22 protein-coding genes are annotated in these 24,681 nt (G+C 69.0%); 7 read left to right on the forward strand and 15 right to left on the reverse strand.

The annotated features are described in order from the left end of the window. The first annotated feature begins 91 nt into the window (after nt 1-91). From FNH13_RS06820 to FNH13_RS06830, 3 genes are all read left to right on the forward strand, one after another. The gene (locus FNH13_RS06820; protein ID WP_143782770.1) at nt 92-1,000 is read left to right on the forward strand and encodes a cation diffusion facilitator family transporter; all 909 of its coding nucleotides are present in this window, start codon (nt 92-94) and stop codon (nt 998-1,000) included. A 164-nt stretch (nt 1,001-1,164) separates the two neighbouring features. After that, nucleotides 1,165-2,577 carry a dihydrolipoyl dehydrogenase family protein gene (locus FNH13_RS06825; RefSeq protein ID WP_202878881.1) on the forward strand — a complete coding sequence of 471 codons (1,413 nt, stop codon included), beginning with the start codon at nt 1,165-1,167 and terminating at the stop codon, nt 2,575-2,577. A gap of 160 nt (nt 2,578-2,737) precedes the next feature. Next, nucleotides 2,738-4,735 carry a cation:proton antiporter gene (locus FNH13_RS06830; protein WP_143782771.1) on the forward strand — a complete coding sequence of 666 codons (1,998 nt, stop codon included), beginning with the start codon at nt 2,738-2,740 and terminating at the stop codon, nt 4,733-4,735. 54 nt (nt 4,736-4,789) lie between these two features. Here FNH13_RS06830 and FNH13_RS06835 read toward each other — a convergent pair whose 3' ends face one another. From FNH13_RS06835 to FNH13_RS06860, 6 genes are all read right to left on the reverse strand, one after another. Beyond that, on the reverse strand, nt 4,790-5,032 hold the full coding sequence (locus FNH13_RS06835) for a hypothetical protein (protein WP_143782772.1): 243 nt from the start codon (nt 5,030-5,032) through the stop codon (nt 4,790-4,792). A 92-nt stretch (nt 5,033-5,124) separates the two neighbouring features. Next, nucleotides 5,125-6,228, reverse strand: a complete 1,104-nt coding sequence (locus FNH13_RS06840) for an MBL fold metallo-hydrolase (RefSeq protein ID WP_143782773.1) — start codon at nt 6,226-6,228, stop codon at nt 5,125-5,127. A gap of 82 nt (nt 6,229-6,310) precedes the next feature. After that, nucleotides 6,311-6,868: a hypothetical protein gene (locus FNH13_RS06845; RefSeq protein ID WP_143782774.1), complete on the reverse strand. Its 558-nt coding sequence runs from the start codon at nt 6,866-6,868 to the stop codon at nt 6,311-6,313. A gap of 4 nt (nt 6,869-6,872) precedes the next feature. Continuing rightward, nucleotides 6,873-7,403 (reverse strand): O-acetyl-ADP-ribose deacetylase, encoded by a 531-nt coding sequence (locus tag FNH13_RS06850; protein ID WP_143782775.1) that lies wholly within the window; start codon nt 7,401-7,403, stop codon nt 6,873-6,875. Then, complete coding sequence (locus FNH13_RS06855) at nt 7,400-8,023, reverse strand: GNAT family N-acetyltransferase (protein ID WP_143782776.1); 624 nt, start codon at nt 8,021-8,023, stop codon at nt 7,400-7,402. Before FNH13_RS06855 ends, FNH13_RS06850 begins: the two co-directional genes overlap by 4 nt. Further along, nucleotides 8,020-9,540 carry an FAD-dependent oxidoreductase gene (locus FNH13_RS06860; protein WP_143782777.1) on the reverse strand — a complete coding sequence of 507 codons (1,521 nt, stop codon included), beginning with the start codon at nt 9,538-9,540 and terminating at the stop codon, nt 8,020-8,022. The genes FNH13_RS06855 and FNH13_RS06860 overlap by 4 nt, the downstream gene beginning before the upstream one ends. Nucleotides 9,541-9,807: 267 nt before the next feature. On the opposite strand from FNH13_RS06860, the gene FNH13_RS06865 reads away from it, so the two are divergent. Then, entirely contained in the window at nt 9,808-11,985 is a 2,178-nt protein-coding gene (locus tag FNH13_RS06865) for a cell wall-binding repeat-containing protein (protein WP_165700042.1), read from the forward strand. 303 nt (nt 11,986-12,288) lie between these two features. Beyond that, complete coding sequence (locus FNH13_RS06870; RefSeq protein WP_143782779.1) at nt 12,289-12,888, forward strand: hypothetical protein; 600 nt, start codon at nt 12,289-12,291, stop codon at nt 12,886-12,888. A 131-nt stretch (nt 12,889-13,019) separates the two neighbouring features. Here the strand turns inward: FNH13_RS06870 and FNH13_RS06875 are convergent, their stop codons facing one another. The 8 genes from FNH13_RS06875 to FNH13_RS06910 form a co-directional block, all read right to left on the reverse strand. After that, nucleotides 13,020-14,039: an LLM class flavin-dependent oxidoreductase gene (locus tag FNH13_RS06875; protein WP_143782780.1), complete on the reverse strand. Its 1,020-nt coding sequence runs from the start codon at nt 14,037-14,039 to the stop codon at nt 13,020-13,022. Nucleotides 14,040-14,099: 60 nt separating this feature from the next. Further along, the gene (locus tag FNH13_RS06880; protein WP_143782781.1) at nt 14,100-14,963 is read right to left on the reverse strand and encodes a DUF72 domain-containing protein; all 864 of its coding nucleotides are present in this window, start codon (nt 14,961-14,963) and stop codon (nt 14,100-14,102) included. Nucleotides 14,964-14,973: 10 nt separating this feature from the next. Further along, nucleotides 14,974-16,320: a cytochrome P450 gene (locus tag FNH13_RS06885; RefSeq protein ID WP_143782782.1), complete on the reverse strand. Its 1,347-nt coding sequence runs from the start codon at nt 16,318-16,320 to the stop codon at nt 14,974-14,976. Nucleotides 16,321-16,446: 126 nt separating this feature from the next. Then, complete coding sequence (locus tag FNH13_RS06890; RefSeq protein WP_143782783.1) at nt 16,447-17,235, reverse strand: amino acid ABC transporter ATP-binding protein; 789 nt, start codon at nt 17,233-17,235, stop codon at nt 16,447-16,449. Next, nucleotides 17,222-17,887: an amino acid ABC transporter permease gene (locus FNH13_RS06895; protein ID WP_143782784.1), complete on the reverse strand. Its 666-nt coding sequence runs from the start codon at nt 17,885-17,887 to the stop codon at nt 17,222-17,224. The genes FNH13_RS06890 and FNH13_RS06895 overlap by 14 nt, the downstream gene beginning before the upstream one ends. Before the next feature lie 3 nt (nt 17,888-17,890). Beyond that, a complete protein-coding gene (locus FNH13_RS06900) occupies nt 17,891-18,712 on the reverse strand; it encodes an amino acid ABC transporter substrate-binding protein (protein WP_143782785.1) in 822 nt (273 codons plus the stop codon). A 164-nt stretch (nt 18,713-18,876) separates the two neighbouring features. Next, the gene (locus FNH13_RS06905) at nt 18,877-19,317 is read right to left on the reverse strand and encodes a YdeI/OmpD-associated family protein (RefSeq protein WP_228266631.1); all 441 of its coding nucleotides are present in this window, start codon (nt 19,315-19,317) and stop codon (nt 18,877-18,879) included. Between the two features lie 172 nt (nt 19,318-19,489). After that, nucleotides 19,490-20,290, reverse strand: coding sequence for a hypothetical protein (locus FNH13_RS06910; RefSeq protein ID WP_143782787.1), 801 nt, complete (start codon nt 20,288-20,290; stop codon nt 19,490-19,492). Between the two features lie 164 nt (nt 20,291-20,454). On the opposite strand from FNH13_RS06910, the gene FNH13_RS06915 reads away from it, so the two are divergent. Further along, nucleotides 20,455-21,006: a glycine cleavage system protein R gene (locus tag FNH13_RS06915; protein WP_143782788.1), complete on the forward strand. Its 552-nt coding sequence runs from the start codon at nt 20,455-20,457 to the stop codon at nt 21,004-21,006. A 49-nt stretch (nt 21,007-21,055) separates the two neighbouring features. Here FNH13_RS06915 and FNH13_RS06920 read toward each other — a convergent pair whose 3' ends face one another. Further along, a complete protein-coding gene (locus FNH13_RS06920) occupies nt 21,056-22,687 on the reverse strand; it encodes an alpha/beta hydrolase (RefSeq protein ID WP_165700043.1) in 1,632 nt (543 codons plus the stop codon). A 342-nt stretch (nt 22,688-23,029) separates the two neighbouring features. On the opposite strand from FNH13_RS06920, the gene mhpA reads away from it, so the two are divergent. Continuing rightward, a complete protein-coding gene (gene mhpA / locus FNH13_RS06925; protein ID WP_165700044.1) occupies nt 23,030-24,667 on the forward strand; it encodes a bifunctional 3-(3-hydroxy-phenyl)propionate/3-hydroxycinnamic acid hydroxylase MhpA in 1,638 nt (545 codons plus the stop codon). Nucleotides 24,668-24,681: the final 14 nt, after the last annotated feature.

Raw genomic sequence — 24,681 nt, forward strand, 5'->3', positions numbered from 1 at the left:
GTGCCGACGGCAGGACATCCCACGCCCGAGGAGCGGCCCCGTCGGTGCCGGGGCGGTGTGACTCGTCCCCGGCCATGACAGCATCGCTGTCGTGAGCCATGACCATGGGGAGCAGCTGACGAACCGCCGTCGGCTCGCCATCGCCTTCGCCATCACGTCCAGCATCCTGGTGACCCAGATCATCGGAGCAGCCGTCACCGGCAGCCTCGCCCTGCTCGTTGACGCAGGCCACATGCTCACCGACGCCGGCGGGCTGCTGATGGCCCTGGTCGCGGCGTCGCTAATGCTGCGGCCGGCCACCCCCACCCGCACCTGGGGCTATCTGCGCACCGAGGTGCTGGCGGCGGCCGCACAGGCCGCAGTCCTGCTCGCCGTCGGCATCTATGCCCTCATCGAAGGAGCCCGCCGGCTCAGTGACCCACCCGAGGTGGGCCACGCCGGGCTGCTGATCTTCGGCATCATCGGCCTGGCCGCCAACGTCGCTGCCCTGCTCGTGCTGGCTGGTGGCCGCAATGCCAACCTCAATCTGCGGGCGGCCTTCCTGGAGGTGCTCAACGACGCCCTCGGCTCGGTGGCCGTCATCGTCAGCGCGATCGTCATCGCCACGACGGGCTGGACCCGGGCGGACGCGGTCGCCGGCATGCTCATCGCGGTGCTCATCATCCCGCGCTCGCTGGTGCTGCTGCGACAGACGACCCGGATCCTGTTGGAGTCCACTCCCGCCGGCCTCGACCTGGAAGACGTCCGCCAGCACCTGCTCGAGGTCCCGCACGTGCAGGGGGTGCATGACCTGCACGCTTCCCAGATCGCGACCGGTGTGCCCGTGCTGACTGCCCACGTGGTGGTGGACGACGAGTGCTTCTTGGACGGGCACGCCCCGCAGATCCTGGATGCCCTGCAGGCCTGCGTCGCCCAGCACTTCTCGATCACCATCGACCACGCCACCTTCCAGCTCGAACCTCCCGGCCACGCCGACCATGAGGGTGACACCCACGCCTGAGCATGCCGAGCCAGCGCAGTTCACCCGACTTGGAGCCGGAAATGTCTCTTGGAGCCGGTTGCAACCGGCTCCAAGAGACATTTCCGGCTCTAAGACGAGTCATGTCGTGTGCCAGCCGCCGCGCGACAGCACCTGCGTCAGCCCACCGGCGTAACGTCCTGACCATGACCGAGACACTGCACACCCAGATCCTGGTGATCGGCTGGGGCAAGGCGGGCAAGACCCTGGCCGGCGTCCTCGGGCGGGCGGGACGCTCGGTGACGCTCGTGGAGCGATCCGGCGCGATGGTCGGCGGCACCTGCATCAATATCGGGTGCGTGCCGACCAAGGCCCTGGTCTACAGCGCCGAGGGGCGACGCGAGGAGGACGACCCCACGGCATACTTCCGTGCTGCGGTGGCGGGACGGGACACCCTCATCGACAAGCTCAATGCCGCCAACCGGGCCATGCTCGAGCCGGTCGAGCAGGTCCGTCTAGTGGTCGGCGGTGTCGCGGAGTTCGTCGGACCACGCCAGGTGCGGGTGACCGGGGGCGAGGACGAGCTGATGATCACGGCCGACACGGTGATCATCAACACCGGAGCCGTGCCCCGGACCCTGCCCGTGCCCGGTGCGGACGGTCCCCGGGTGCATGACTCCACCAGCCTCCAGCATGTCGAGCCCTTCCCGGCGCGCCTGGCGATCGTGGGGGCGGGACCGGTGGCGCTGGAGTTCGCCAGCATGTTTGCCCATTTCGGCAGTGTGGTCACGGTGCTGGAGCGTGGCGAGAGGATCCTGCGGGGGGAGGACGCGGATGTCGCCGCCTCGATGGCTGAGGCGCTGACCGATGCCGGGGTGCGCATCCTGACCGGGGCGCAGACCACCGCGATCGAGGACGATGCTGCACCCGACGCCCACCCGACTGGACAGCGCCCTGCCCTGACGGTGCGCACCACGGCCGGGGACGTCACCGCGGATGCCGTGCTGGTCGCGGTCGGCCGGGTGCCGGCGACCGCGGGTCTGGGTCTGGACGCCGCTGGCATCGAGGTGGGGGAGGGCGGTGAGGTCGTGACCGATGACCTGCTGCGGACCAGCGCCGACGGGGTTTGGGCGGTGGGCGATGTCAACGGTGGGTCGCAGCAGACCTACGTCTCTTATGACGATCACCGCATCGTGTTGTCCCAGCTCGAGGAGCCTGACGGTGACCGGTCGGGCGTCCGCAGTCGCGCGGACCGGGTGGCGGTGCCGGCGACGATCTTCACGACGCCGCCGTTGGGCCGGGTCGGACTGTCCGAGGACCAGGCCCGTGAGCAGGGGCGGTCGTTCGAGGTCTATGCCAAGCCGGTCGCCAAGATCGCGGTCATGCCTCGCCCCAAGGCCCTCGGCGAGACCCATGGCCTGATCAAGCTCGTCGTCGACACAGACACCGACGAGGTGCTCGGCGCAGCCCTGCACACCGTCGATGCGCAGGAGATGATCAACCTGGTGGCGCTGGCGATGCGGACGGGCACCACCAGGGACCAACTGCTGGACGGGATCTGGACGCACCCGTCGACCACGGAGGCCCTGAACGAGGTGCTGGCCAGCCCGCGTGACTGACCGCGTCCGGTCCTGACCCGTGGCCCGGCCTGCACCGGATCGGTCCCCACCCTCACGGGTCGGGGCCCGACGGCAGCGGCCGCCGGGCCCCGACTGTGAGCTTGCCACCCTGAAGCTTCCGCTACTCTCCCGTCATGGCGCACCCCTTCGGCACAGCGAGATGACGCAGTTGTCCGGCACGGTCGAGATGACCCTGCTGGTCCTCCTGGTGGCGATCCTGGCCGGCCCGATCCTGGGTGCCAAGTTGCGGGTGCCCGGCCTGCTCGCCCTGATCTTCCTGGGTATGCTCTTCGGTCCTTTCGGGCTGGGCTGGATGGGGCGGGCCGACCTGGTGTTCGACCTCGGCTCGATCGGCATCCTCTATCTGATGTTCCTGGCCGGCCTCGGATTCAACATCAAGGCCTTCAACGAGAACCGGCAGAGCGCCCTGGGCTTTGGCCTGCTGTCCTTCGTCGTCCCGTTCGGTCTGAGCGTCGCGGCGGGGATGGCCTACTTCGAGGCGGGGATCCTGGCCGCCGCACTCCTGGGGTCCATGTGGGCCTCCAACACCCTGGTCGCCTACCCGGACGTGCGGGCGGCCGGCCTGGAGCAGACCCGTGCCGTGCGGGACGCCATGTCCGGTGGGGTGGTGGCCGACGTCCTGGCACTCTTGGTGCTGGCGGTCGCCACGACCTACGCGGTGGTGGAAGCGGTCGAGCCGGACGTGGATGTCGGCGCTGCCCCCAACCTGCCGCTGTGGCTGAGCATCCCGCTGCTGGTCTTCTTTGCGCTGTGGCTCCTGCCCAGGATCGGAGAGTGGTTCTTCACCAGGGTGGGCCGCTCCAGGATGCAACGAGTGCTGTTTGCTCTCGCCGCGATGGCGGCGGCCGCCACGCTGGCCGAGCTCGGTGGTGTTGCCGGCATCATCGGGGCCTTCCTGGCCGGCATCGGACTCAACCCGCTGGTGCCCAGGAACAGCGAGCTCATGGAGCGCATCGACTTCGTCGGCTCCAGCGTCTTCATCCCCGCCTTCCTCGTGTCCATCGGACTGCGGATCGACCCCGCGGCGCTGGTGGACCCGCGCACGATCCTGATGGCCGTGGTCTTCATCTTGCTGGTCATCGTCGGCAAGGGCCTCGCGGTGATCGTGGCGGGCATCTTCTTCAAGTACTCCTCCGCCGAGCGCGGGCTCATCGGCTCGCTGAGCATCGGCCAGGCGGCCTCCACGCTGGCAGTCGGCCAGATCGGACTCGAGATCGGGCTGTTCGAGCAGCGGGTGGTCAACGCCTCGATCGTCACCATCGTCATCGCCGCGCTGCTGACCAGTTTTGGCACGCAGCACTTCATCAGGAAGATGCCCGCGGTCCCGCCGAGCACCGAGGCCATCGGGGAGCGGGTGCTGGTCGACGTGAGCTCGACCACCCAGGACGTCGGGCCCCTCGTCGATCTCGCGGGACGGGTTGCCCGCGGGGACGACGGGGTGGAGATCCCGTTCGCCGTGGCCAGGCGCGAGGGCAAGGCTGCCGCACGCCGGTGCGTCGAGGAGGCCGAGCGGGCCGCTGAGGAGGCCGGCTATGACTGTGAGGGCATGGTGCGATTGTCCCAGTCCTACGTCGACGGGACCCTCGAGCTCGTCGAGGAGACCGACGCCACCCTGCTCCTGCTCGGCTGGGAGGGGCCAAAACCGGGCGCAAACTACTTCTTCGGCAGCGAGCTGGACGGTGTCGGTGCCGGTGCCGAGATACCCACTGTCGCAGTTCATCTGACCTCACAATGGGACCGCGTGCTGGTGGTCCCGGGGACCGGTGGCATCTCGTGGCACGGTGAGGATGCGCGGCTCACCCTAGAGGTGGCCCGACGCCTCGCGGCCAAGAGTGACATCGACCTGGTGGTGATCGGCGACGACCAGGCCCAGGTCAGCCAGCTTCTCGCCAAGACGGACTATGACTTCCGGCCCGCAAGCCGGTCGGGAGACGTGCTCCTCGCCGAGGTGCGGCCCTCAGACCTGGTGGTGGTGCCGGCATACCTCCTGCCGGGTCTGCCGGTGCACCGGCGCCTGCGGCTGTCCTCCGCACTGGCCGACCAGAACCTGGCGATCGTCGCCGGTCCGGGACGGCTCACCCTGGCACCGCACTCCGTGCCCTCTCAGATGGACCGGCTGCTGGGGCAGCACCACTGACGTCAGCGCGCCTGCGACCCGGACCGGCTGCAGGCATCGGCGCGCAGTCGTCGATCAGCTGATCGGTCGCACCTCGTCGGAGGCGTGGATGAACAGTGCTCGCCCCGGCTCCTCGTCCCCGCCCCAGGTGACGCCCTCGTTGTCGGGATCGAGGAATACATAGTCGACATAGAGCCACAGCGGCTCGTCGGCGTGGACGGCAAAGGGTGCCGACTCCCGCGCCCCGGTGTCAAACGACAGGTGCCGCTTCGGTGTCCACCACGGGCGGATCGGTGTCCACCACGGGAGAGTCGTCACTGCCGGTGCAGCCGGCCATCAGGAGATGACTCCCGGCCACCAGCAGAGTCAGCAGCGATATGCGCAGGGCACTCATCCCTGGCGCTCCTTCCTCACGGGGTCGCGGGACGGCGATAGATCTCCGCGTCGTCGACCTCGCGGACCTCAAGGGCACCGCGGGCGACCAGCAGCTTGAGGTGCGCGCGGGTCTCCATCGTGGCCAGCGCGGAGTTGAACAGGTCGAGCGTGCCGAAGGCGTGCTCGTGCCGGGTCCAGGGCAGCACCTGTGCCACCTCGTATGCCGTGTGCTCACCCCCGGCGCTCTGCTGCGCCTCGTCGGCGAACGCGTCCAGGCAGAGGCGCAGGCGGTGCTCGTGGTGCTCCAGGAGCTGGTCCACCCGCTCGTGGGACGACATACCCACCGGTCCGTGCGCCGGGAGGACGGTTAGATCCGGCAGGGCCCGGACTTTGGTCAGCGAGGCCATGAAGTCACCCAGCGGCTCCACCGGGTTGGAGCCCTCGAAGCCGATCGAGGGGGTGATCGTCGGCAGCACGTGGTCACCGGCGAACAGGATGCCGCTGGCCTGCTCGGCGAAGACGTAGTGGCCCTGGGTGTGCCCCGGGGTCGAGACCGCGTCGAGCGACCGTGTGCCCACGGCGATCTGATGGTCTCCCTCGAGCCAGGTGTCGGGATAGGCCCACACCGACGGCCCCGGATCTTCGTGCTGGAGGGCCACGTGTGCGGCAGCCCACTGCTCCGCGATCTCGACGGCCCCCGCCAGTCGGAGTTGCGGAGTGTGGTGGCTCTCACCCGGCTGAGAACTCTGCAGAATGTCGAGAGAGGTCTTCTCGGGCAGGCCGAGGCTGACGTGCGAGCCGAACTCACGGCCCAGCACGACCGCCTGCGTGTAGTGGTCGCGGTGCACGTGAGTCACGAGGAATGAGCGAATGTCCTTGGGGGAGTAGCCGATCTGAGCCAGGGAGCGCTCCAGCACCGCCCGGGACGCCTCGATCGCCCAGCCTCCGTCGATGAGCGTCAGCCCGCTGTCGGTCTCGATGGCATAGACGTTGACGGCACGCAGCCCGTCCTGCGGCAGGGGGAGCGGGATGCGATAGATCCCGGACTGCACCTGCCAGGCGCCCTCAGCGGTCCAGTGCGTCCCCGAGTCGGGCGAGATAGCGCGTGCGGTCGGGACGTTCGCGTCGGGAGTGCTCACCTTGGCATCATGGCAGGCCCGGGGGTTTGACAGCCGACCCGCATCCCGTGCACGCAGCACGTCCCGCAGACGCGCCGACAGCTCAGTCCCACGGGCCCGTGGTCCATGCGGCGCTGAGCGGCCAGAGCACCAGCGGCTCGTCGTCGGGCGGGACGCTGGCCCTGCGCCGGGCGGCGATTGCCACGATGTGCTCCCCGCGCCGGGCCGGTGGGCTGAGCCAGAGCGGATCGCCCCCGCGCAGGGCACGGACCTGCCGGACGGTCGTCCAGACCAGGTCCGTCGGCCTGCCCTCCTCACCGCCGACCCGCACCGTCAGGCGGTGGTCGGTGCCGACCTTCACGACCTCACCACGGACCAGTTCACCGCCGCTGAGCGTGCGCTTGAGGTGCTCCGGGTCGTAGGTGTGCTCGGCCGGAGTGGCCAGCCACCAGACGTGGAACAGGCCCATGAGCAGCACCCACAGCAGTGCCGAGACGACCTTGGCGAGGGTGACACCAGTGGCGACAATCCACGCGAACTGTCCGAGCGCCAGCACCCCGAGAAGGAACACAAAGACCCGCAGATGCCGCTTGCGGCCACGGTGCGCCGCGCGGCGCAGAGCGTCGAGGGCCTGTTCCTTGTTCACCTGAGCCTCAGCCACGGGATCAGTCCGCGAGCTCCTGCTGGAACGCCTCGAACACGGGTCGGCCGAAGAGCACGAACCGCACGAGCTGTATGCCGTGACTCTCCTGTGTCGTCCAGCTCCGGACGGTCTCGACCGCAATGGTCGCGACCTGGCCGGCGTCCCAGCCATAAACCCCGGCCGAGACCGCCGGGAAGGCGACGCTCCGGGCGCCGACTTCCTGCGCGACGGCCAGACTGGCGGAGAAACAGCTGGCCAGCAGCGCGGGGTCGGTCTGACCGCGGTGCCGGTTGGGGCCGACCGTGTGGATCACCCACCGCGCCGGCAGGTCCCCGGCTCCGGTGGCGACGGCCTGGCCCACCGGCAACCCGTCGTGCCAGCGGCCGGCCCGCAGCGCTCGGCACTCCTCCAGCAGCGCCGGGCCGGCCGCGGCGTGAATCGCGCCGTCGACCCCGCCGCCGCCGAGCAACAATGAGTTGGCGGCGTTGACGATCGCGTCCACCCGTTGGGTTGTGATGTCGCCCTCGACCGCCTCGATCTGGGTGCTCGTCATGGCCTCATCCTGCCGGTTCCGGTGCCTGACGCGCGGGCCGCCCACTCGCTGCGCAACAGACCCATGATGATCGCGTCGACCGGCTCGCCGTCATACAGGAGCGCCTCTCGGCGCCGCCCCTCGACCACGAAACCGGCCTTCCCGTAGACCCGCTGCGCGCGCGGATTGAAGGCAAAGACCTCCAGCTCGATGCGGTGCAACGGCAGGTGGGCGAAGGCATAGTCGACCAGCAGCCGCAGTGCCTCGCTGCCCAGGCCGCGGTTGCGTCCGGCGGGTCCCACGAGGGTGCGGAACCCGCAGCTGCGGTTGCCCCGGTCCCAGTCGTTGAGCACGACCTCGCCGACGGTCTGTGAGGTGGCGTTGTCCACGATCATCAGGTCGAGCCGGTCGGTCTGCTCGTTGCGCGTGGAGTACCACTGCCGCAGCCGTGCGTCGTCGCCTTCCGCGTCGCCAGCCTCCGCCGCGGCGGTGCTGTGGACGCTCCCGGTCAGCCGCCGCACCTCCGGATCACGCAGTATGTCGGCCAGGACAGGCAGGTCCTCCGGCGCCACCGGGCGCAGGGTCACCAGGTCACCGACGAGCGTCGGCTTGTCGGCGAACGACCGGTCGCTGGCGGTCACGAGGGCTCGAACGGGGCCAGCGGCTTGATGGCCGGTCCGTTCAGCACGGTGCCGTCGATGTCGAAGCGGGAGCCGTGGCACGGGCAGTCCCAGGACCGCTCGGCGTCGTTGAACTGCACCACGCAGCCCAGGTGGGTGCAGTGGCCGGAGACCTCGTGGAGCATCCCGTCCTCGTCGCGATAGCTGGCCACCGCCCTCGCTCCGACGTGCCGGATCCGTCCCTCGCCGTCCGCGAGGTCGGCCGGGTCGGCACCGGAGGTGGCAGCGCGCACCACGCCGCCGACCAGGTGCGTGCCGACGGCGACCTGGTCCTTGACCACACCGGGCACCATGTCCAGCGACACCCGGCTCGGGTTCATCAGCCCGGCCTGCTCGGGGTCGGCCTGGTCGGTGATCAGGTGGTGCAGCAGCAGCCCGGCGGCGGTCCCGTTCGTCATCCCCCACAGGTTGAACCCGGCCGCCACCCACAGGTTCGTGCTCCCGGGCAGGTAGGGACCGACATACGGCACCCCGTCCGGAGTGGTCAGGTCGTGCGCGGACCACCGGTGCGTGACCTCGCGGAGCCCGACCGAGCGGTGCGCCCACTCGGCCAGGTCGCCGAACAGGCTGTTCTGCGCCACGCGGGTGCCCGGCGGGTGCTGTCCGCCGCCGATGATGAGTCGGTCGTCCGACCCCGGTGCCGTGCGCAGCGAGTAGCCGTCGTCGGCGTCGAGGAACATCCCCTCCATGACCGGGCTCTCGACCGGCCCGCTGACCACCAGGTCCCGGGTCTGACCCAGGCGGGTGAAGAACAGTGCCCGGTCCAGGATCGGATAGTGCGTGGCGATCACCACGTGGGCGGCTGAGACGGTGCGGACCTCGCCGTCGCGCTCGGTGGCGGTGTCGACCAGCCGTATGCCGTCCCTCTCGTGCACCCCCACGACCGCCACTGCCTCGATCACCTGCCCGCCAGCGGCCTCGATCTGGTCGGCCAGGTGCAGCAGCCACCGCTGCGGGTGGAACTGGGCCTGTCCCGGCAGGCGCACGGCGGCGGCGACGTCGAACGGCAGGTCCACTGCGTCGAGCAACTCGGTCGCGGTCAGCCCGGCCAGCGCCATGGCCTCCGCCTCGCGGGCCAGGGTGTCCCGGCGGTCTGCGCGGGTCGTGTAGACGTAGGAGTCCCGGCGCTCGAAACCGCAGTCCACGTCGGACGCGGCCACCTCCTCGGCGATCCAGTCCAGCGCCGCGAGCTGAGCGCTCGCATAGTGCTTGCCCCGTTCCGGACCGAGCCGTTCATAGTGCAGCCCGTGCTGGGCGCTGATCTTGGCGGTGGTGTTGCCGGTGACCCCGGCGCCGACCTGGCGCGACTCCAGCACGGTGACCTGTCGTCCGGCGCGGGCCAGGCGACACGCCGTCGTCAGACCGGCGATCCCCGCTCCGACGACCACGACGTCGTTGTCTGTGGGCACCTCCCCACCGCGTGCAGGGGTCTGGGTGTCGCTGTGCCACAACGACCGTGGGGTGGGCAGGTCGAGCATGGCTACCTCCTGGTCCCTTCCGGGTGCTGGGTGCTTCCCTCCCATCATGTGGGCACGTCGGCAGGTGAGCACGCCGGCAAGTGAGCACGCCGGCAAGTGAGCATGCCGGGGCGAGCGCGACGTGAGCGCGACAGATGTGCGACCGACCGTCCCTACACTCAGCGCGCGTGCCGTGTGCCACGCACCACTCCGTGTGAGAAAGGCAGCCCCCGTATGAAACTCAGCCGACCCTCCCTGTGGAGACGAGCCATAGCGCCCGTGTGCGCGATGGTTCTCATCCTTGTCCCCGGCACTTCCCTCGCCGCCCCACCTGCTGACGACGTCGCGGTCACCGCGTCGCCGGACGAGACGACTTCCGAGAACCTGGGCCCCGATGAGCACGAGATCAACGCTCCGCGGGACCAGGCCAGGGCCATCACCGTCGGGTCGCACACCGGCCTTGCCGATGCCATCGATCCTGCCGGGGAGATGGACTGGTTCAGGTTCTCGGCACCCACGGCAGGCACCTATGTCGTGGAGACCATCGAGGTCGCCTCGACCCTGAACACGCGGCTTGTCGGCTACCACGGCAGCACCCAGGTCGCCAGCGGCACCGGTGGCGACGGGGGAGTCTCGCAGCGCATGGTGGTCAACGTCAGCATCCCCGGGACCTACCACGTGCGGGTCGCGGGCCGCTACACCAGTCAGCGTGGGACCTATCGCATCCGGGTCCTCCCGCAGTATGACCAGGGGCTGACCTGGGGGTCCAACGGTGAGCCCGACGGCCACCGGATGCTCGCGCCCGCCGTGACCGTGGGCCAGTCGAATGTGGTCAGCCGTGCCATCGAGCCCGTCTCGAGCGCCCACACGGGTGCCGGAGCAGACGTCGACTGGATCCGCTTCCACGCACCCCAGCCCGGCGTCTACACCGTCGAGTACCTGGACGCGGCGATGCAGATGGTGACCTCTGGCTGGGACGCCGGCGGCAACCAGGTCGCCAGCGGCACCGGAGGCACGGGTGTCGTCGAGCAGTACGTGGCGTTCAACGTGTCCATCCCGGGGACCTACTTCGTCCGAGCAACCTCCAGATACAGCAGCGACAGCGGCACCTACAAGTTGCGGGTCCTGCGGCAGTACGACCAGGGCCACAGCTGGACCTCGGTCCACGAGTCCAACAACACGAGGATGACTGGGTATCCGGTCGGGCGGGGTGAGGTCCACGACTCCGTCCTGGAGACACGGCGATCCGGGACCCGGGACAGGGCAGACTCCGACTTCTTCAACTTCCCGGTCAAGCCGGGTTCCGAGCACATCGTCGACGTCACGGCGACCGGTTTGTCCACCACCGTGAGCCTCTACAACCAGGCTGGCACGCAGGTCGCCAGCAGGAGCTGCTCCTCGGGCAACACGTGCACCCTGACCACGGTCCCGACGCTGGCGGGGCGCTACCACCTGCGGGTGGTCCCGCGGTACTCCGACGGAGCCGGCACCTACACCTTCTGCGCGCGTGCCGCAGGTGAGGTGTGCTCGAGTGTCGACCCGAGCAAGGTGACCCGCCTGCAGGGATCCGACCGCTATGCCACGGCTGCGGCGGTGTCCCAGCGGTTCCCGTCGGGAGCCTCGGTGGCCTTCGTCGCCGCCGGAACAGACTTCCCCGACGCTCTGGCGGGGGCAGCCCGCGCCGGCGCCGTGGATGCGCCGGTGCTGCTGACCCGCTCCGGGTCATTACCCAACGCCACCATCACCGAGCTGCAACGGCTCAAGCCCCACCGCATCGTCGTGCTGGGCGGCGCGAGCGCCATCAACAACACCGTGCTGCAGCAACTGCGCACCTACGCACAGGCGTCGGGATCCGACGCAGTGACCCGCATCTCCGGGAGCAACCGTTACGAGACCTCTGCCAAGATCAGCGCGCTGTTCCCCTCAGGCGTCTCCACGGCATACATCGCGACGGGACGCGCCTTCCCGGACGCGCTCTCAGGTGCGGCTCTCGCTGGGGCGAACGGGTCGCCGCTGCTGCTCGTGAACGCCGACGCCATCCCCGCCTCAGTGCGCGCCGAGCTGACGAGGCTCAAGCCGCAGCGCATCGTCGTTCTCGGCGGCACGGGAGCAGTGTCGAGCGGGGTCGCCCAGTCCCTGGCGCAGTACGCCACGGCGAGCACCAACAAGGTCACCCGTGTGTCTGGGACAGACCGCTATGCGACCTCGGCCGCTGTGGCGGCGAGGTTCCCGGCGAACGTCCCAGGTGCGTATGTCGCCACCGGTCTGGACTTCCCTGACGCGCTCGCGAGCGCGGCCCTGGCCGGCTCCACCAACAGCCCGGTGCTCCTGACCAGGCCGACTTCCCTGCCTGGGCCGATCCAAACCCAGCTGACCCGGTTGCGGCCCGCGCACGGCTATGTGATCGGCGCACCGGGGGCGGTGAGCAACAGCGTCGCGATCTCACTCGGGAAGTACGTCCGCTAGGCGCACGACTGGGCCCGGGACGACGTCTCCGTCCCGGGCACAGTTGATCCCGCCCTCTGCCGTGGATCAGGCGCGCGAGACCGCATCCTCAGCCTCGGCGACCTCGGTTGCGGTCCCGCCGACATCATTGGGGTGCAGAACCGGTCACCGGTGCCTGGTTCTGCACCCCAATGATGTGGCCACGGTGCTCACCCCGCCCGCAGGAGCCTTTGGGAGCCTGAACTTGAGTGGGCAGGTGTGCCCTCTGCTCACGGAAACCATTTTTCAGGCGTATTGTGAAAAAAGTAGACAGGAGGTCACGTCATGAAGTCAAGGAGCATCATCGCGGTCCAGGAGTGGCCGCACGAGAGCCGCACAGCGGCACAGCTGGTGATCAAGCAGTTCGGCGAGCCCAACGAGGTCAGCGCCACCGAACTGACCTGGCACGGCGCGGCGCCGTGGAAGCGGGTCGTGGCGACCGAGTGGTACGAAAACCACAACTTCCCGGTGCCACACGTCGACTGCATCGAGTGCGTCATCGACTACGCAGTGTCGCCGGAGAAGCTGAGCGAGTTGGCCCTCTTCGACGGCAGTATCCGGGTCGACCGCACGGCAGGAGAGGTGTCGGTGCGGTGTCGCAGCATCGCCAGCGACACCCTCAAGTTCAACTTGGTGCACGACATCGTGACGGGCAAGCGCACCGCGCAGGACGCCCGTGACTATCACGTCAAGGAAGTCCTCGACGCCACGCGCGGCGAGCCCACGCCCTATCGCGACAAGTTGCGCATCCCGCCGCAGGTGAACACCAAGGACCCTGGTGAGCAGGTCCTCAACGAGGAAGAGTTGCGCACCATCGCAGACAGCGACGTCGCGCTGATCGCGCCGCTGGCACTGGCCCGCCAGGCAGCGCCCCGCCACCCCTGAGGGAAGTCGGAGCGCGGCTGGCCGGGCAAGTCCCTGGTTGGGGCGCCGCCGACCGGTAAGTCCCGGGTCGGGGCGCCGCCGACCGGTAAGTCCCGGGTTGGAGCGCCGCCGGCCGGTGGGACCCGGCAGGGTCAGACGCGGGGCGTGATCCCCCAGGCGTCGGCGAGGAGCTCGAAGGAGCGCTGCCGCATGCCGGGGTCGTGGGTGTAGGTCGTGATGATGAGTTCGTCGAGGTCGTAGGCCGCAGCGAACTCCTCCAGCACCGGCACCACCTGCGTGGGGTCGCCGACCGCCTTGACGGAGTGGAACTCGTTGATCATCGGCAGAGCGGCCTCGGGGATCACGGTGGCCAGGTCGTCGACCGGGGGAGCCAGCGGTGCCGAGCCGCCGGTCCGGATCGCCGCGACCATCTGCTGGGCCGTCGTGAACAGGTAGTGCGCCTCGGCCTCCGACGGGGCGACGAGGACATTGATGCCGGCCATCACGGTGGGCCGGTCGACCTGGGCGGTCTCGGCGTCGGCGTTGAACCGGTCGCGATAGATGGCCAGTGCCTCGCGCATCTGCTGCGGGGCGAAGTGGCTGGCAAAGCTGAACGGCAGGCCCAGCGCGGCGGCGACCTGCGCACCGCCGGTGGACGAGCCGAGCATCCAGATCGGGACGTTGGTGCCCTCGCCGGGCAGGGCGCGCACCCGCGTGGTCGCGCCGTCACCGAGATAGCTGACCAGGTCGAGCACGTTGCCGGCGAAGTCGTTGAGGCCGCTGGCGCTGCGGGCCAGGGCAGCCGCGGTCAGGGGATCGGTGCCGGGCGCGCGGCCCAGCCCGAGGTCAAAACGGTCACCGTGGAGGGTGGCCAGGGTGCCGTAGTACTCGGCGACCATCAGCGGAGAGTGGTTGGGCAGCATGACCCCACCCGAACCCAGCCGTATGCCGTGCGGGGTGTGGTTGGCGAAGTGCCCCAGGATCAGGGAGGTCGCCGAGGACATGAACGCCTCGGTGCCGTGGTGCTCGGCCACCCAGAGCCGCTCGTAGCCCAGCTCGTCCAGCCGCGTGGCCAGTGCCGTCGAGTGCCGCATCGCGTCAGCGGGCGTCATGCCCTGCGAGCGCGGAACCAGTTCGAGGACGGACAGAGGCACACGTGAGTTCGTCGGCATGACTAGGTCAACCCGCCTCAGCCTGACTTGTTCCCGCCGTGGCGCTGCGGGACGGTCTGGTCACCGGGGGGTGTGGCGCGGCTCACCGGCTGCGGGAGGTGGGGCCACCTCGAGCAGCCCGACGAGTTCCTGGGCGTTGAACGGCGCATGGACCTTGGCGTCGTTGTCGAAGTAGACGTAGACGTCGTGGGTGCGCCGCCAGCTCCTGATCCGCTCGGCCCAGCGCTGCAGCGCCGCCGGTGAGTAGCCGCTGACATAGAGCTCGGTGTCGCCGTGCAGCCGCACGTAGACCACCGGAGAGGTCACCGCGTCCAGCTCGGGCCAGCGGTGCGCCGTGTCGGCGACCACCAGACCTATGGCGTGCTCACGCAGCAGCCCGATGAACTCCGGGTTGTCGGCGAACTCTGGGCTGCGCACCTCCAGGACGTGCTGGATCTCGCGCTCGGCGGAAGTCTGCAACCAGGTGCGGTCGGCGACCTTGTCGTCGTGCTCCCGGGCCAGCTCCGCGGCAGCGGTCGTGGACCGGGGCAGCAGCGCGAAGAAGTCGGCCAGCTGCTCGGGGTCATACCCGTGGCGTTCGGGCAGCTGCCACAGGACCGGCCCGAGCCGGTCGCCCAGCGCCAGCACCCCGGAGGCAAAGAAGTTGGCCAGCGGCACCCGTGCCCGGCGCAGCCGGAGCATATGCGTGATGAACCGGGGACCCTTCACCGAGAAGACAAAACCCTCAGGTGTCTCGGCGGCCCACCGCTGATAGCTCGACGGACGCTGCAGGGCATAGAACGAGCCGTTGATCTCGATCGTGTCAAAGCACCGTGCCGCGTGCTCCAGCTCGCGGCGCTGAGGCAGCCCGGTGGGATAGAAGACCCCGCGCCACGGGCGGTAGCGCCAGCCGGAGATGCCGATGCGCACCGGGTGGTTGCTCACCCCATCGACGTTAGGTGCCAGAGGAGGGCGGTGCCTCCCGGCGCCGCACGGAGGTCAGCAGCACCCCGTTGCGGGGACCGGTCGGCATGCGCCGCGTCGACCAGCCCAGACCGTCGGTCACGACCCGGGCGTCCAGGGTGGACAGCTCGCTGACCGTCTGGGCGAGCAGCGCCAGCGTGATCCGCTCACCGGGGCACCGGTGACCGGTCTGGGGGCGGCCGCCGCCCTGAGGGACGAAGTGGTCGGCGTAGTGGACGCCGAGCTCGTCATCCCAGGGGACGCCGTCGGTCCCCAGGAAGCGGGCGGGGTCGAACAGGTCGGGGTCCTGCCAATGGCGCTCGTCACGGTTGGTGCCGAGGATGTCGATGAGCACCCGCTGCCCCTCCTGCACCGAGGCGCCGTCCACCTCAAGGCTGTGGCGGGCGACGGCCGGCAGCATCGGGACGAAGGGGTAGTAACGCCGCACCTCGTCGGCGAACGCCAGCGCCACCGGCCCGCCCCGGGTGGACCACCGCGAGAGGACCTCGTCGTGGATCCGCTCGCGCCACTGCGGGTGCTCGTGCATCGCCAGGGCCGCGAAGGCAGCAAACCGGGCCACAGCGATGCCCGGGCGAATGCCGTTCTGCAGCTCCACGGCGGCGACGGCGTCGCTCAGCGGCCGACCGTCAAGATCCCGGTGCTCCAGGACGGTCGCGAAGTGCGTGCCCGCCGGTGGGGTGACCTTGCCCGCGCGAGCGCGGCGGACCTCGTGGCGGAACCAGTGGTCGCACCACCGGCGCATCACCTGGGTGCGGACCCAGGCCGGACCCGGCACCGCGAAGCCGTCGACGATCGCGGCCTCGGCGTGAGCCAGACGGGTCGCCGTGCCTTGGTGAGTGGACACCCCGGCCCACCGCAGCAGGGCGCGCCCGTAGACCTCTGTTGCCACGTCATACACCGAGGCACTGCCCCCGGACAACCACCGCTCTCGGATGGCCTTCTCCCACTCCCGCCCGGCCTGCTCAAGCACTCTGTCGGCCGCGCCCGGACCCATCAGCGAGGTGACGAACATCGCCTTGCGGTGCCCGTGCTGCTCACCATCGAGCCCGTGCACGGAACCCTGGCCGAACAGCCCACCCGTGATGAAGGAGGGCATGGCACCCCGCCGTCGCACCGCGCTGGTGTCATAGAAGAGCTGGACTCCCTCGGCGCCGCGCACCAGGAGTGCGTCCGAGCCGAGGAGACGCACCGGCAGACGGCCGCGCGCGCGGGGGTCGTCGGACTCGGCGCGCAGGGTCTGCGCGAAGCGGTAGCCGTGACGCAGGAAGTCGAGGCTGCGGTCGGTCAGCGGATCGGTGGACAGCGAATCGGTGGACATGGTGCCAGTCGCTCACACGCGGCGGGTGATCTCCACGCGAGGCCGGCCGTGCGCCGATGCCACACAGCTCTGGTGTGCCCTGCGATGCCACACAGTTCTCGTATGCCGTGTGGTCGCGGGCGTCGGTCAGCGGTCCTCGTGGAGCGGGTTGAGGATCCGGTCCAGGAACTGGCGGGTCCGCTCGTGCTGCGGGTTGGTGAACATCTCCTTCGGGCCGGAGCGCTCGACGATGACCCCACCGTCCATGAACAGGACCTCGTCGGCGGCGGCACGGGCAAAGCTCAGCTCGTGCGTGACCACGACCATGGTCCAGCCCTCGTCGGCCAGCTCCTTGATGACGGTCAGCACATCGCCCACCAGCTCGGGGTCGAGGGCCGAGGTCGGCTCGTCAAAGAGCAGCAGGCTCGGCTGGAGGGCGAGCGCGCGCACGATGTCGACGCGCTGCTGCTGCCCGCCGGAGAGCTGGAAGGGATAGACGTCGCGCTTCTCCAGCAGCCCGACCCGGTCCAGCAGGGCCTCGGCCTCGGCGATGGCCTGGGCCCGGGGCACCTTCTGCACCTGGACCGGGCCCTCGATGATGTTCTGCAGCACGGTGAAGTGGGGGAAGAGGTTGTGCTGCTGGAAGACCATCGCCGAGCGGCCGCGCAGCGCCAACCGGTCACGCTTGCGCAGCGGTGCGGCGAAGTCGATGTCCGGGCCACCGGCAAAGGAGATGCGTCCCCCGTCTGGGATCTCCAGACCGTTGAGGGAGCGCAGGACCGTCGTCTTGCCCGAGCCGCTGGGGCCGATCAGGACGACCACCTCGCCCTTGGTGACGGTGAGGTCGATCGAGCGCAGCACCTGCAGGTCGCCGAAGCTCTTGCTCAGCCCGCTGGCCTGCAGCAGGGGGGTGCTCGTGGGGTTAGTGTGCGACATACCTGTCCAATCGGGTCTCCAGGGCGCTCTGCGCCATCGACAGCACCAGGCAGAACACCCAGTAGACCAGGGCGGCCTGGAGATAGAGCAGCATGAACTCCTGGGTGAAGGCCGCGATCTTCTGCGACTCCTTGAACAGCTCAGTGACCAGGATCATCGAGGCCAGTGAGGTGTCCTTGACCAGCGAGATGAAGGTGTTGGACAGCGGCGGGACGGACACCCGGGCCGCCTGCGGCAGGATCAGCCGACGCAGCGACTGGGCATGCGACATACCGATCGTGTAGCCCGCCTCCCACTGGCCCTTGGGCACCGACAGGATCGCGGCCCGAATCACCTCGGCGGCATAGCCACCCACGTTGAGGGAGAAGGCGACGATCGCGCTGGGCCAGGGGTCGATCAGGATGCCGAGAGAGGGCAGGCCGTAGAAGATCACGAACAGCTGCACCAGCAGAGGCGTGCCGCGGATGACCGAGATGTAGGCCCGGGCGACCCACGACACGAACCAGTTGTTCGACAGCCGCATCAGGGCGACGACCAGCGCCAGCACCAACCCGATGGCGAAGGAGGCCAGCGCCAGCGGGATGGTGCCCATCAGCCCGCCGCGGACGATGGGCCACAGCGAGTCCAGGAAGAGTTGCGCGGAGTCAGGCATGCGTCACTGGGAGACGTCGGCGCCGAAGTACTTCTCGCCCAGCTCGGCGAGGGTGCCGTCGGCCTCCAGCTCGTCCAGCGCCTCGTCGAAGGCGGTGACCAGATCCTCCTTGTCCTTGCCGAAGGCGAAGGCGTTGAGCGAGACCTCGTCCAGCTCGGCGGCGATCGTGACCGGGCTGTCCGGGTGCTCCTTGGCATAGTCCAGGAAGGTCAGCTTGTCGTTGACCGTCGCATCGACCCGGCCCTGCTCCAGCAGCGCCACGGCCTGGGCCCAGCCCTCGACGGACTCGACGTTGGCACCGGCGTCCTCGGCGATCGTGCCCCAGTTGCTGGTCAGCGACTGCGCGGTGGTCTTGCCCGCCAGGTCGTCCAGGCCGGCGATGTCGGTGGTGCCCTCGGCGACCACGATGACACCGGGGGAGACGGTGTAGGGGGTGCTGAACAGGTAGGCCTCCTCGCGCTGCGGGTTGATCGAGACCTGGTTGGCGATCACGTCGAAGCGTCCGGCCTCCAGGCCAGCAAAGATCGCGTCCCACTGGGTCTCCTGGAACTTGATCTCCAGGTCCAGCTTCTCGGCGACCGCCTCGACCACCTCGACGTCATAGCCGACCAGGTCGCCGCTGCCGCCCTCGTGATAGCTGAACGGGCGATAGGTCCCCTCGGTGGCGACCACGAGGACACCCTCGGTGGCGAGGCCGTATGCCGAGTCGCCGCCGGCGGTCTGGCCGTCACCGTCGGCGCCTCCGTTGCCGTCGCTTGAGCAAGCGGTCAGGATCAGGGCAGAAGCGGTGAGGGTGACAGCGGTCAGGGTGCGGCGCAGAGACATGGGGTTGGGGTGTCCTTCGGGTCGTGAGGTGGGTGCTACCGAAGGCGCCAACCGCGCCCTCGCGGGTCCCATTCCCCAAGATGGTGCACTAGCTATCCCTAGTGCGTGTTATGTGTCGAAGGGCACATCACCCGTGCCCGCCCGGCCCCCGGGCCGAGCGTGTGTCATGCCCCGTTGAGGGACTCCAGAATCTTGGCGATCCGCCGCTCGCGGGTCGCAGCGGCCTTGGCTGTCGACACCTGACGCGCGTGCTCCTTGCGCTGGGTGTAGGACAGCGCCTCGAAGGCGGTTCTGGCCTTGGGGTCCGCGTCGAGCGCCGCGGCGAGCTCGGGTGGGACCTCCACGGTGCGCTCGGCCGTGTCCGCTGCGATGGTGGCGGTGACCTCCTGCCCGATCTCGACCCCGAGCGAGGCGCGGGCCGCCTTGGACAGGCCGATGCAGTTGCGCCCACCCATCCGGGCGACGCGAAGCCGCTCGCTCCTGTCGCTGATGGTCACGATCACCGGCGGGTTCTTCACGCTCGCCAGCTCGGCCACCTGCTCGTCGGTGAGGAAGATGGCGCACGCCGGACCGAAGGGCTCAAGGGTTGTCTGCAGCGTCAGCATCACATCACAGTAGGGGCAGGCGGCCCCCGCGGTCATCACCGCACGGGAAGGCCTTCTTTCGTGACCTCAAGCGGGACAGAATTCTTTGCGCCGACCCGGGTTCAGCGCATGTCGGCACGGGCGCGGGGAGCGGGTTTCGACGCAAAAGGGTGAGCGGATTGTGGTGCGGGGTTTAAGGGCAGGTTGCGGTGAGATTTCCCGTCTGCACGGTGTCCCAGTCCTCATAGGTGACGAAGGATGCGTCGGCGTAGATTTCTTGCCCCGTGATCTCGATGGTCGGATCGACGTCGGTGATGAACTCACTCAGGCCTGGGTCGGCAGCTGCTGAGTCGTTGAACTCGATGTAGGTGTAACCCGGATCGATGGCGGCGTAGACCATGGTTGACCCGTCGCTGGCCCGCAGGTTGAACTCCGATCCCTCGACGCCGGTCTCCTCCTCGCCGAAGGCGCAGACGACCTGCCCGAACTCCCAGCTGTGGTCTCCGATGGTCAAGGACGCCGTCGCGGCACCCGAGCCGTCGGCAACCTCCGCGTCTCCCGCGGAATCCTCTGGGCTGCAGTCGCGCTCGCCATCGGGATAGACCAGGATGACGGTGTGTCCCTCGTCGACGACGGAGCCAGCAGCAGAGCAGTTGATGTGGGCGGAGACGTCCTCGCGGCTGCCCTCACTGAAGTGCAGCCGGACGGTCGTGCCGTCGACGCTGAAGCTGTCGGCGCCGGTCCCCGCCTTGAGGGCCGTCCCCAGGGTCTCGAGCTCGCCGCTGTAGATGCTTGAGTCCTCGTCGGCTGGTGCATCGGCCTGGTCGGCCTCGTCAGCAGGAGCGTTGGCGTCGTTGTCCGCCTCGATCGCTGGCGCTGGCTCGTCGGCTGCCGGCTCAGGGTCCGGGCCGCCATTGCCACAACCAGCAGCGATCAGCGTCACGAAAATTGTTGTCGAGATGAAAACGCCGAACCGGCGATTCTTCGTCAGCACGGATAGCCCCTTGCACAAAGAGTGTGGATAGTGGCGTCAGACTATGTTCTTTCGCAGGGTTGGACAAGAGCACGTTTTTTCTTCGGCGGGCACGCAGCGCTGGGGCGGACCCGAGCGGGCAGCGAGGGAGGCGGGGGCGGCGTGCCACGCGCTAACCTCCACGTATGCGAACTCTTGTGGTCAGCGTGATTGCCGATGAGCGGCCGGGCCTGGTCGCAGAGCTTGCCAGCACGGTTGCCGAGCACGGTGGCAACTGGCTGGAGAGCCAGATGGGACGACTGGGCAGCAAGTTTGCCGGCGCGGTCCTGATCGAGGCCGCCGAGGAGCAGGTGGAGGCGTTGACCTCGGCGTTGCAGGGGCTCAGCGCGATCGGGGTGGTGGATGTCTCCGAGGCTGGCGACGGCGCCGTGGAGGCTGGCTCCGAGCCGGTGGGGCTGCACGTCGTGGGTCAGGACCAGCCCGGCATCGTGCGGGAGGTCACCCAGGCACTCGCCCAGCGCGGACTGAGCATCCAGGAGTTCCACACCTCCACCAGCGACGCACCGATGACCGGTGACCGGCTGTTCGAGGCCCTCGCGGTCGTGGGGCTGCCCGAGGGGACCGACCTCACCGACCTGCGCACCGCGTTGGATGAGGTGTCCGCTGGCTTGAGCCTCGACATACAGCTCGATGATGGTGAGGCCTCGGCGTGGGGCGAGGTGCCTGACCCGACCTGAGCCAGGTGCCTGACCTGCCTGAGCCGGCGTAGGCAGAGGTGGCCCTGGGTCAGGAGCTCGGGACGAACGGATCCCGGGCCTTGTTCAGGACCGCCTCGCGGATCACCGCCGCGCGCTCGGGTGTCCAGTCCTCGAGACCAAGCACCTGGGCCCAGGCGTCGACGTGCTCGCCCGCAAAGTTGTGGCCGTAGCCCGGGCCGGGCTCCATCGCCAGACCAAGGTCGGCGCTGACCTGCCAGAACGTCACGAAGGGCACCCATCGGGTCTGGTCGGGCACATCGCTGCCGCGGGGCTCCTCCAGCCAGTCGGGACGGTGCAGCATCAGGTCGGTGCTCCACCAGGTGATCGCGTCGGAGGGGTGCACCATGTAGAGCACCCGGGTGCCCTCCCACGGCTGGTCGACCGGCTCGGCTGGCAGTCGCGGGTCCTGGGTGAAGCGCACCGTGCGGCCGTCGCGATAGACCGGGGCGATCTCCGTGCTTCCTGGCTCCCGGTCCCGCAGGAACTCCCCGAAGTGGTGATTGAACCGCGGAGGTCCGGTGAAGACCGCGCCGCTGAGCCGGTTACTCATGTCGTACTCGCCACTGAACGCTGCCTCCGCGCCGTAGGAGCCCAGGCTCTCGCCAAAGGCGTAGAGCTGAGGACGGCTGTCGGCGGGTAGCTGGCTCCACCGGTTGTAGACGGCGTCGAAGAGTGCGCGCCCGGCATTGCGGGCGTTGTCCTTGTCGGCGATGAAGGACAGGGGCGAGGGCAGGAAGGAGTACTGCATCGAGACGGTCGCGCTATCACCCAGGGTGAGGTGCTCGAATGCGCTCACCGAGGTCGGCTCGACCCACCCGGTGCCGGTCGTCGTCACGACCAGCAGGTGGGAGCGCTCGAACCCGCCCGCGCGCTCCAGATCCTGCACCGCCAGCAGCGCACGGGACTCCACGTCAGGGGCGGAGTCCAACCCGGCATACGCCCGGATCGGATCCATGGTCTCTTGCGCGGGGTGACCGGAGCGCTCGGCCACCGCCGCGATCTGCGTGGCGCCGGGGCCCTGGGCGACGAACCCGCGCCCCTGGAAGCCGAGGGTGTCCCACTCGATGGCGGATTCGGGACTGCCTGAGCGCAACGGGCTGGTCGGGGCGCTCAGGTCCTCGGGGGTGCCTCCGTTGGAGAGCGAGAAGACGCTGTTGACGGCGACGGTGAGCCGGTCGAAGATCACGCCGTTGAAGAGCAGTGCCACCGCGGTGATGACCGCGATCGCACCCAGCACCCGTGCTGGTCGGGGTCCCATGTGCCGGCCCAGCCAGCGGGTGACCAGGCGGGTCAGGGCGCGCAGGAGGCGGCCGATGCCCAGGATCAGCAGGAGGACCAGCACCGCGACCGGCAGGACCAGGATCGCGGCCAGGGGTGACTCCGGCTCGAGACCGACGAGCGGGGCGGACCAGCGCTGCCAGAATACGCCCATGATCACGGCCGCGACCAGGGCAACCGGTGCCACCAGCGCCAGGACGCGCAGTTGGCGGTCCGTGGTCGGGTGCGGCTCCCGGTCAGCCAGGGCACGCCACAGCCACGCGCCGAACACGCCCAGCCCGTAGCCGATGGCCGCGCTCGCGCCGGCGAGGGCGCCCTGAAAGAGGGAGGGGCGGGGGATCAGCGAGGGCAAGAAGGACAGGCACGCAAAGAGCAGCGCCACCCAGCAGCCGGGGATCGACAGGGCGAGTCGGGACCACCATTGCGGGGGAGGAGTGCCAGGCCCAGGGCGCTCGGAGGAGTCGGACGATCGTGGGTCTGGACGCGCTGGGCGTGGGTCATCCGTGGACTGCGCTGAGTGGCTGGTCATGGGCGGAGTCGCATCCTCATGACGAGAGGTTAGCGTCGCTGGTCGGCGAGCGTCGGGGGGCCCGTGTGGCGCAAAGCCGTCGAACACCTTGACAAAGGCCTATTGAATAGGTTCAATACAGGGCATGCCCCTAGTGTGGGTGTTCAGTCAATGGAGACAGGCGGTACGGTGCCGCCCCCGGAGAGGAATCCCGACATGGAACACGAGTCGATCCCATCACTCGACCAGGACACCGATCTCATCGTTGTGGGACTTGGCCCTGTCGGGTTGCTCACCACGATCCTCGCGGCCCAGAAGGGCCACCGGGTGGTGGCGATCGAGCGCTGGCCCACGCCCTACGCGTTGCCACGCGCTGTCACGTTCGACCACGAGATCGCCCGGATCCTGAACGCGGTGGGGATCGACGCGGAGAATGACCCGACGATCGACTACTACGACAAGCTCTACTACCTCTACAACGGGGAGATGGAGCCGCTCAATGTGATCGACTGGGCCTCGAAGGCGTCCGACGGGTGGCGCAACCGCTACTGGTTCGACCAGCCAGGGCTGGAGAAGCGTCTGCGGGTGCTGGCCTCCTCGTTGCCCAACGTCACGATGCTCGAGGGCTATGAGGTGACCGGCCTGGACCAGGATGCGGACTCAGTGTCCGTGACCTTCCAACCCACCGATTTCAGAGGTGAGGGGACCAGGATCGCGGATAACGCCACGACCTACTCCGTCCAGGGCAAGCTCCTGGTCGGGTCGGACGGGGCGAACAGCTTCGTGCGCAGGTCACTGGGACTGACGATGACCGACCTGGAGTTCAACTACGACTGGGTGGTGGTTGACCTCATCGAGCACGAAGAGCACGACTACGACCCGCCCTACTACCAGGTGTGCAAGCCCGAGCGTCCCCTGACCGTGGTGCCTGGCGGCCCGGGCCGTCGTCGTTGGGAGTTCATGGTCCTGCCGGGAGAGAGCGCTGAGGAGTTCGAGAAGCCCGAGCGCATCTGGGAACTCCTCGAGGAGTTCGATGTGCGCCCGGACAACGCCGAGCTCATCCGGCACAAGGTGTGGCGCTTCCAGGCCCGCCACCTCGACGACTGGCGGCTGGGACGCGTCGCAATCGCGGGAGATGCCGCACACCTGATGCCACCCTTCGCCGGCGAGGGGATGTGCGCCGGCCTGCGGGACGTCATGAGCCTGTCGTGGCGGCTGGACCTGATCCTGTCGGGTCGCTCGGACGTGGACCTCCTGGACTCCTATGGTGCCGAACGTGGCCCACACGCGCGCTGGTTCATCGACTTTTCTGTTGGTCTGGGCGAGGTCATTTGCGTGAGCGACCCCGAGGAGGCGAAGCAGCGTGACGAAACGCTGAAGGCGGCGCTGGCCGAGCAGCTGAAGACCGGCCCCGTGCAGCCTTACGACGCCAAGCTCGGTCCCGGTGTCTGGGACGAGAACTCGCCTGGCGGTGGCTTCCCCACCTGGCAGGGTGCCGTGGTCCACAACGGCGTCGTGGGCCGCTTTGACCAGGTCGTGACACGAGGGTGGGCGCTGCTCACCAAGCACGATGCGGGTCAGGTCTCGCCCGAGGCTCGCGGACTGGTCGAGCGCATGGGCGGCATCGCCGTCACGGTCGGCCCGCCCGGATCGGGGGCGGGAGTGCTGGACGTCGACGGAGTGTACGAGCGATGGTTCGCCGAGCTCGAGGTCGAGCACATCCTGACTCGTCCGGACTTCCACACTGCGGCAACTGCCCGCCGCGGTGAGGACATCGACGCCCTGGTCCGCGGGATTGCCGAGAAAGTCCTGTCGCAGGACCACCTCAGTAGGTCGTCGCTGGCCTACACCTGATATTGCCACCTGAT

The organism is Ornithinimicrobium ciconiae (assembly GCF_007197575.1).
GTDB classification, from domain to species: domain Bacteria; phylum Actinomycetota; class Actinomycetes; order Actinomycetales; family Dermatophilaceae; genus Ornithinicoccus; species Ornithinicoccus ciconiae.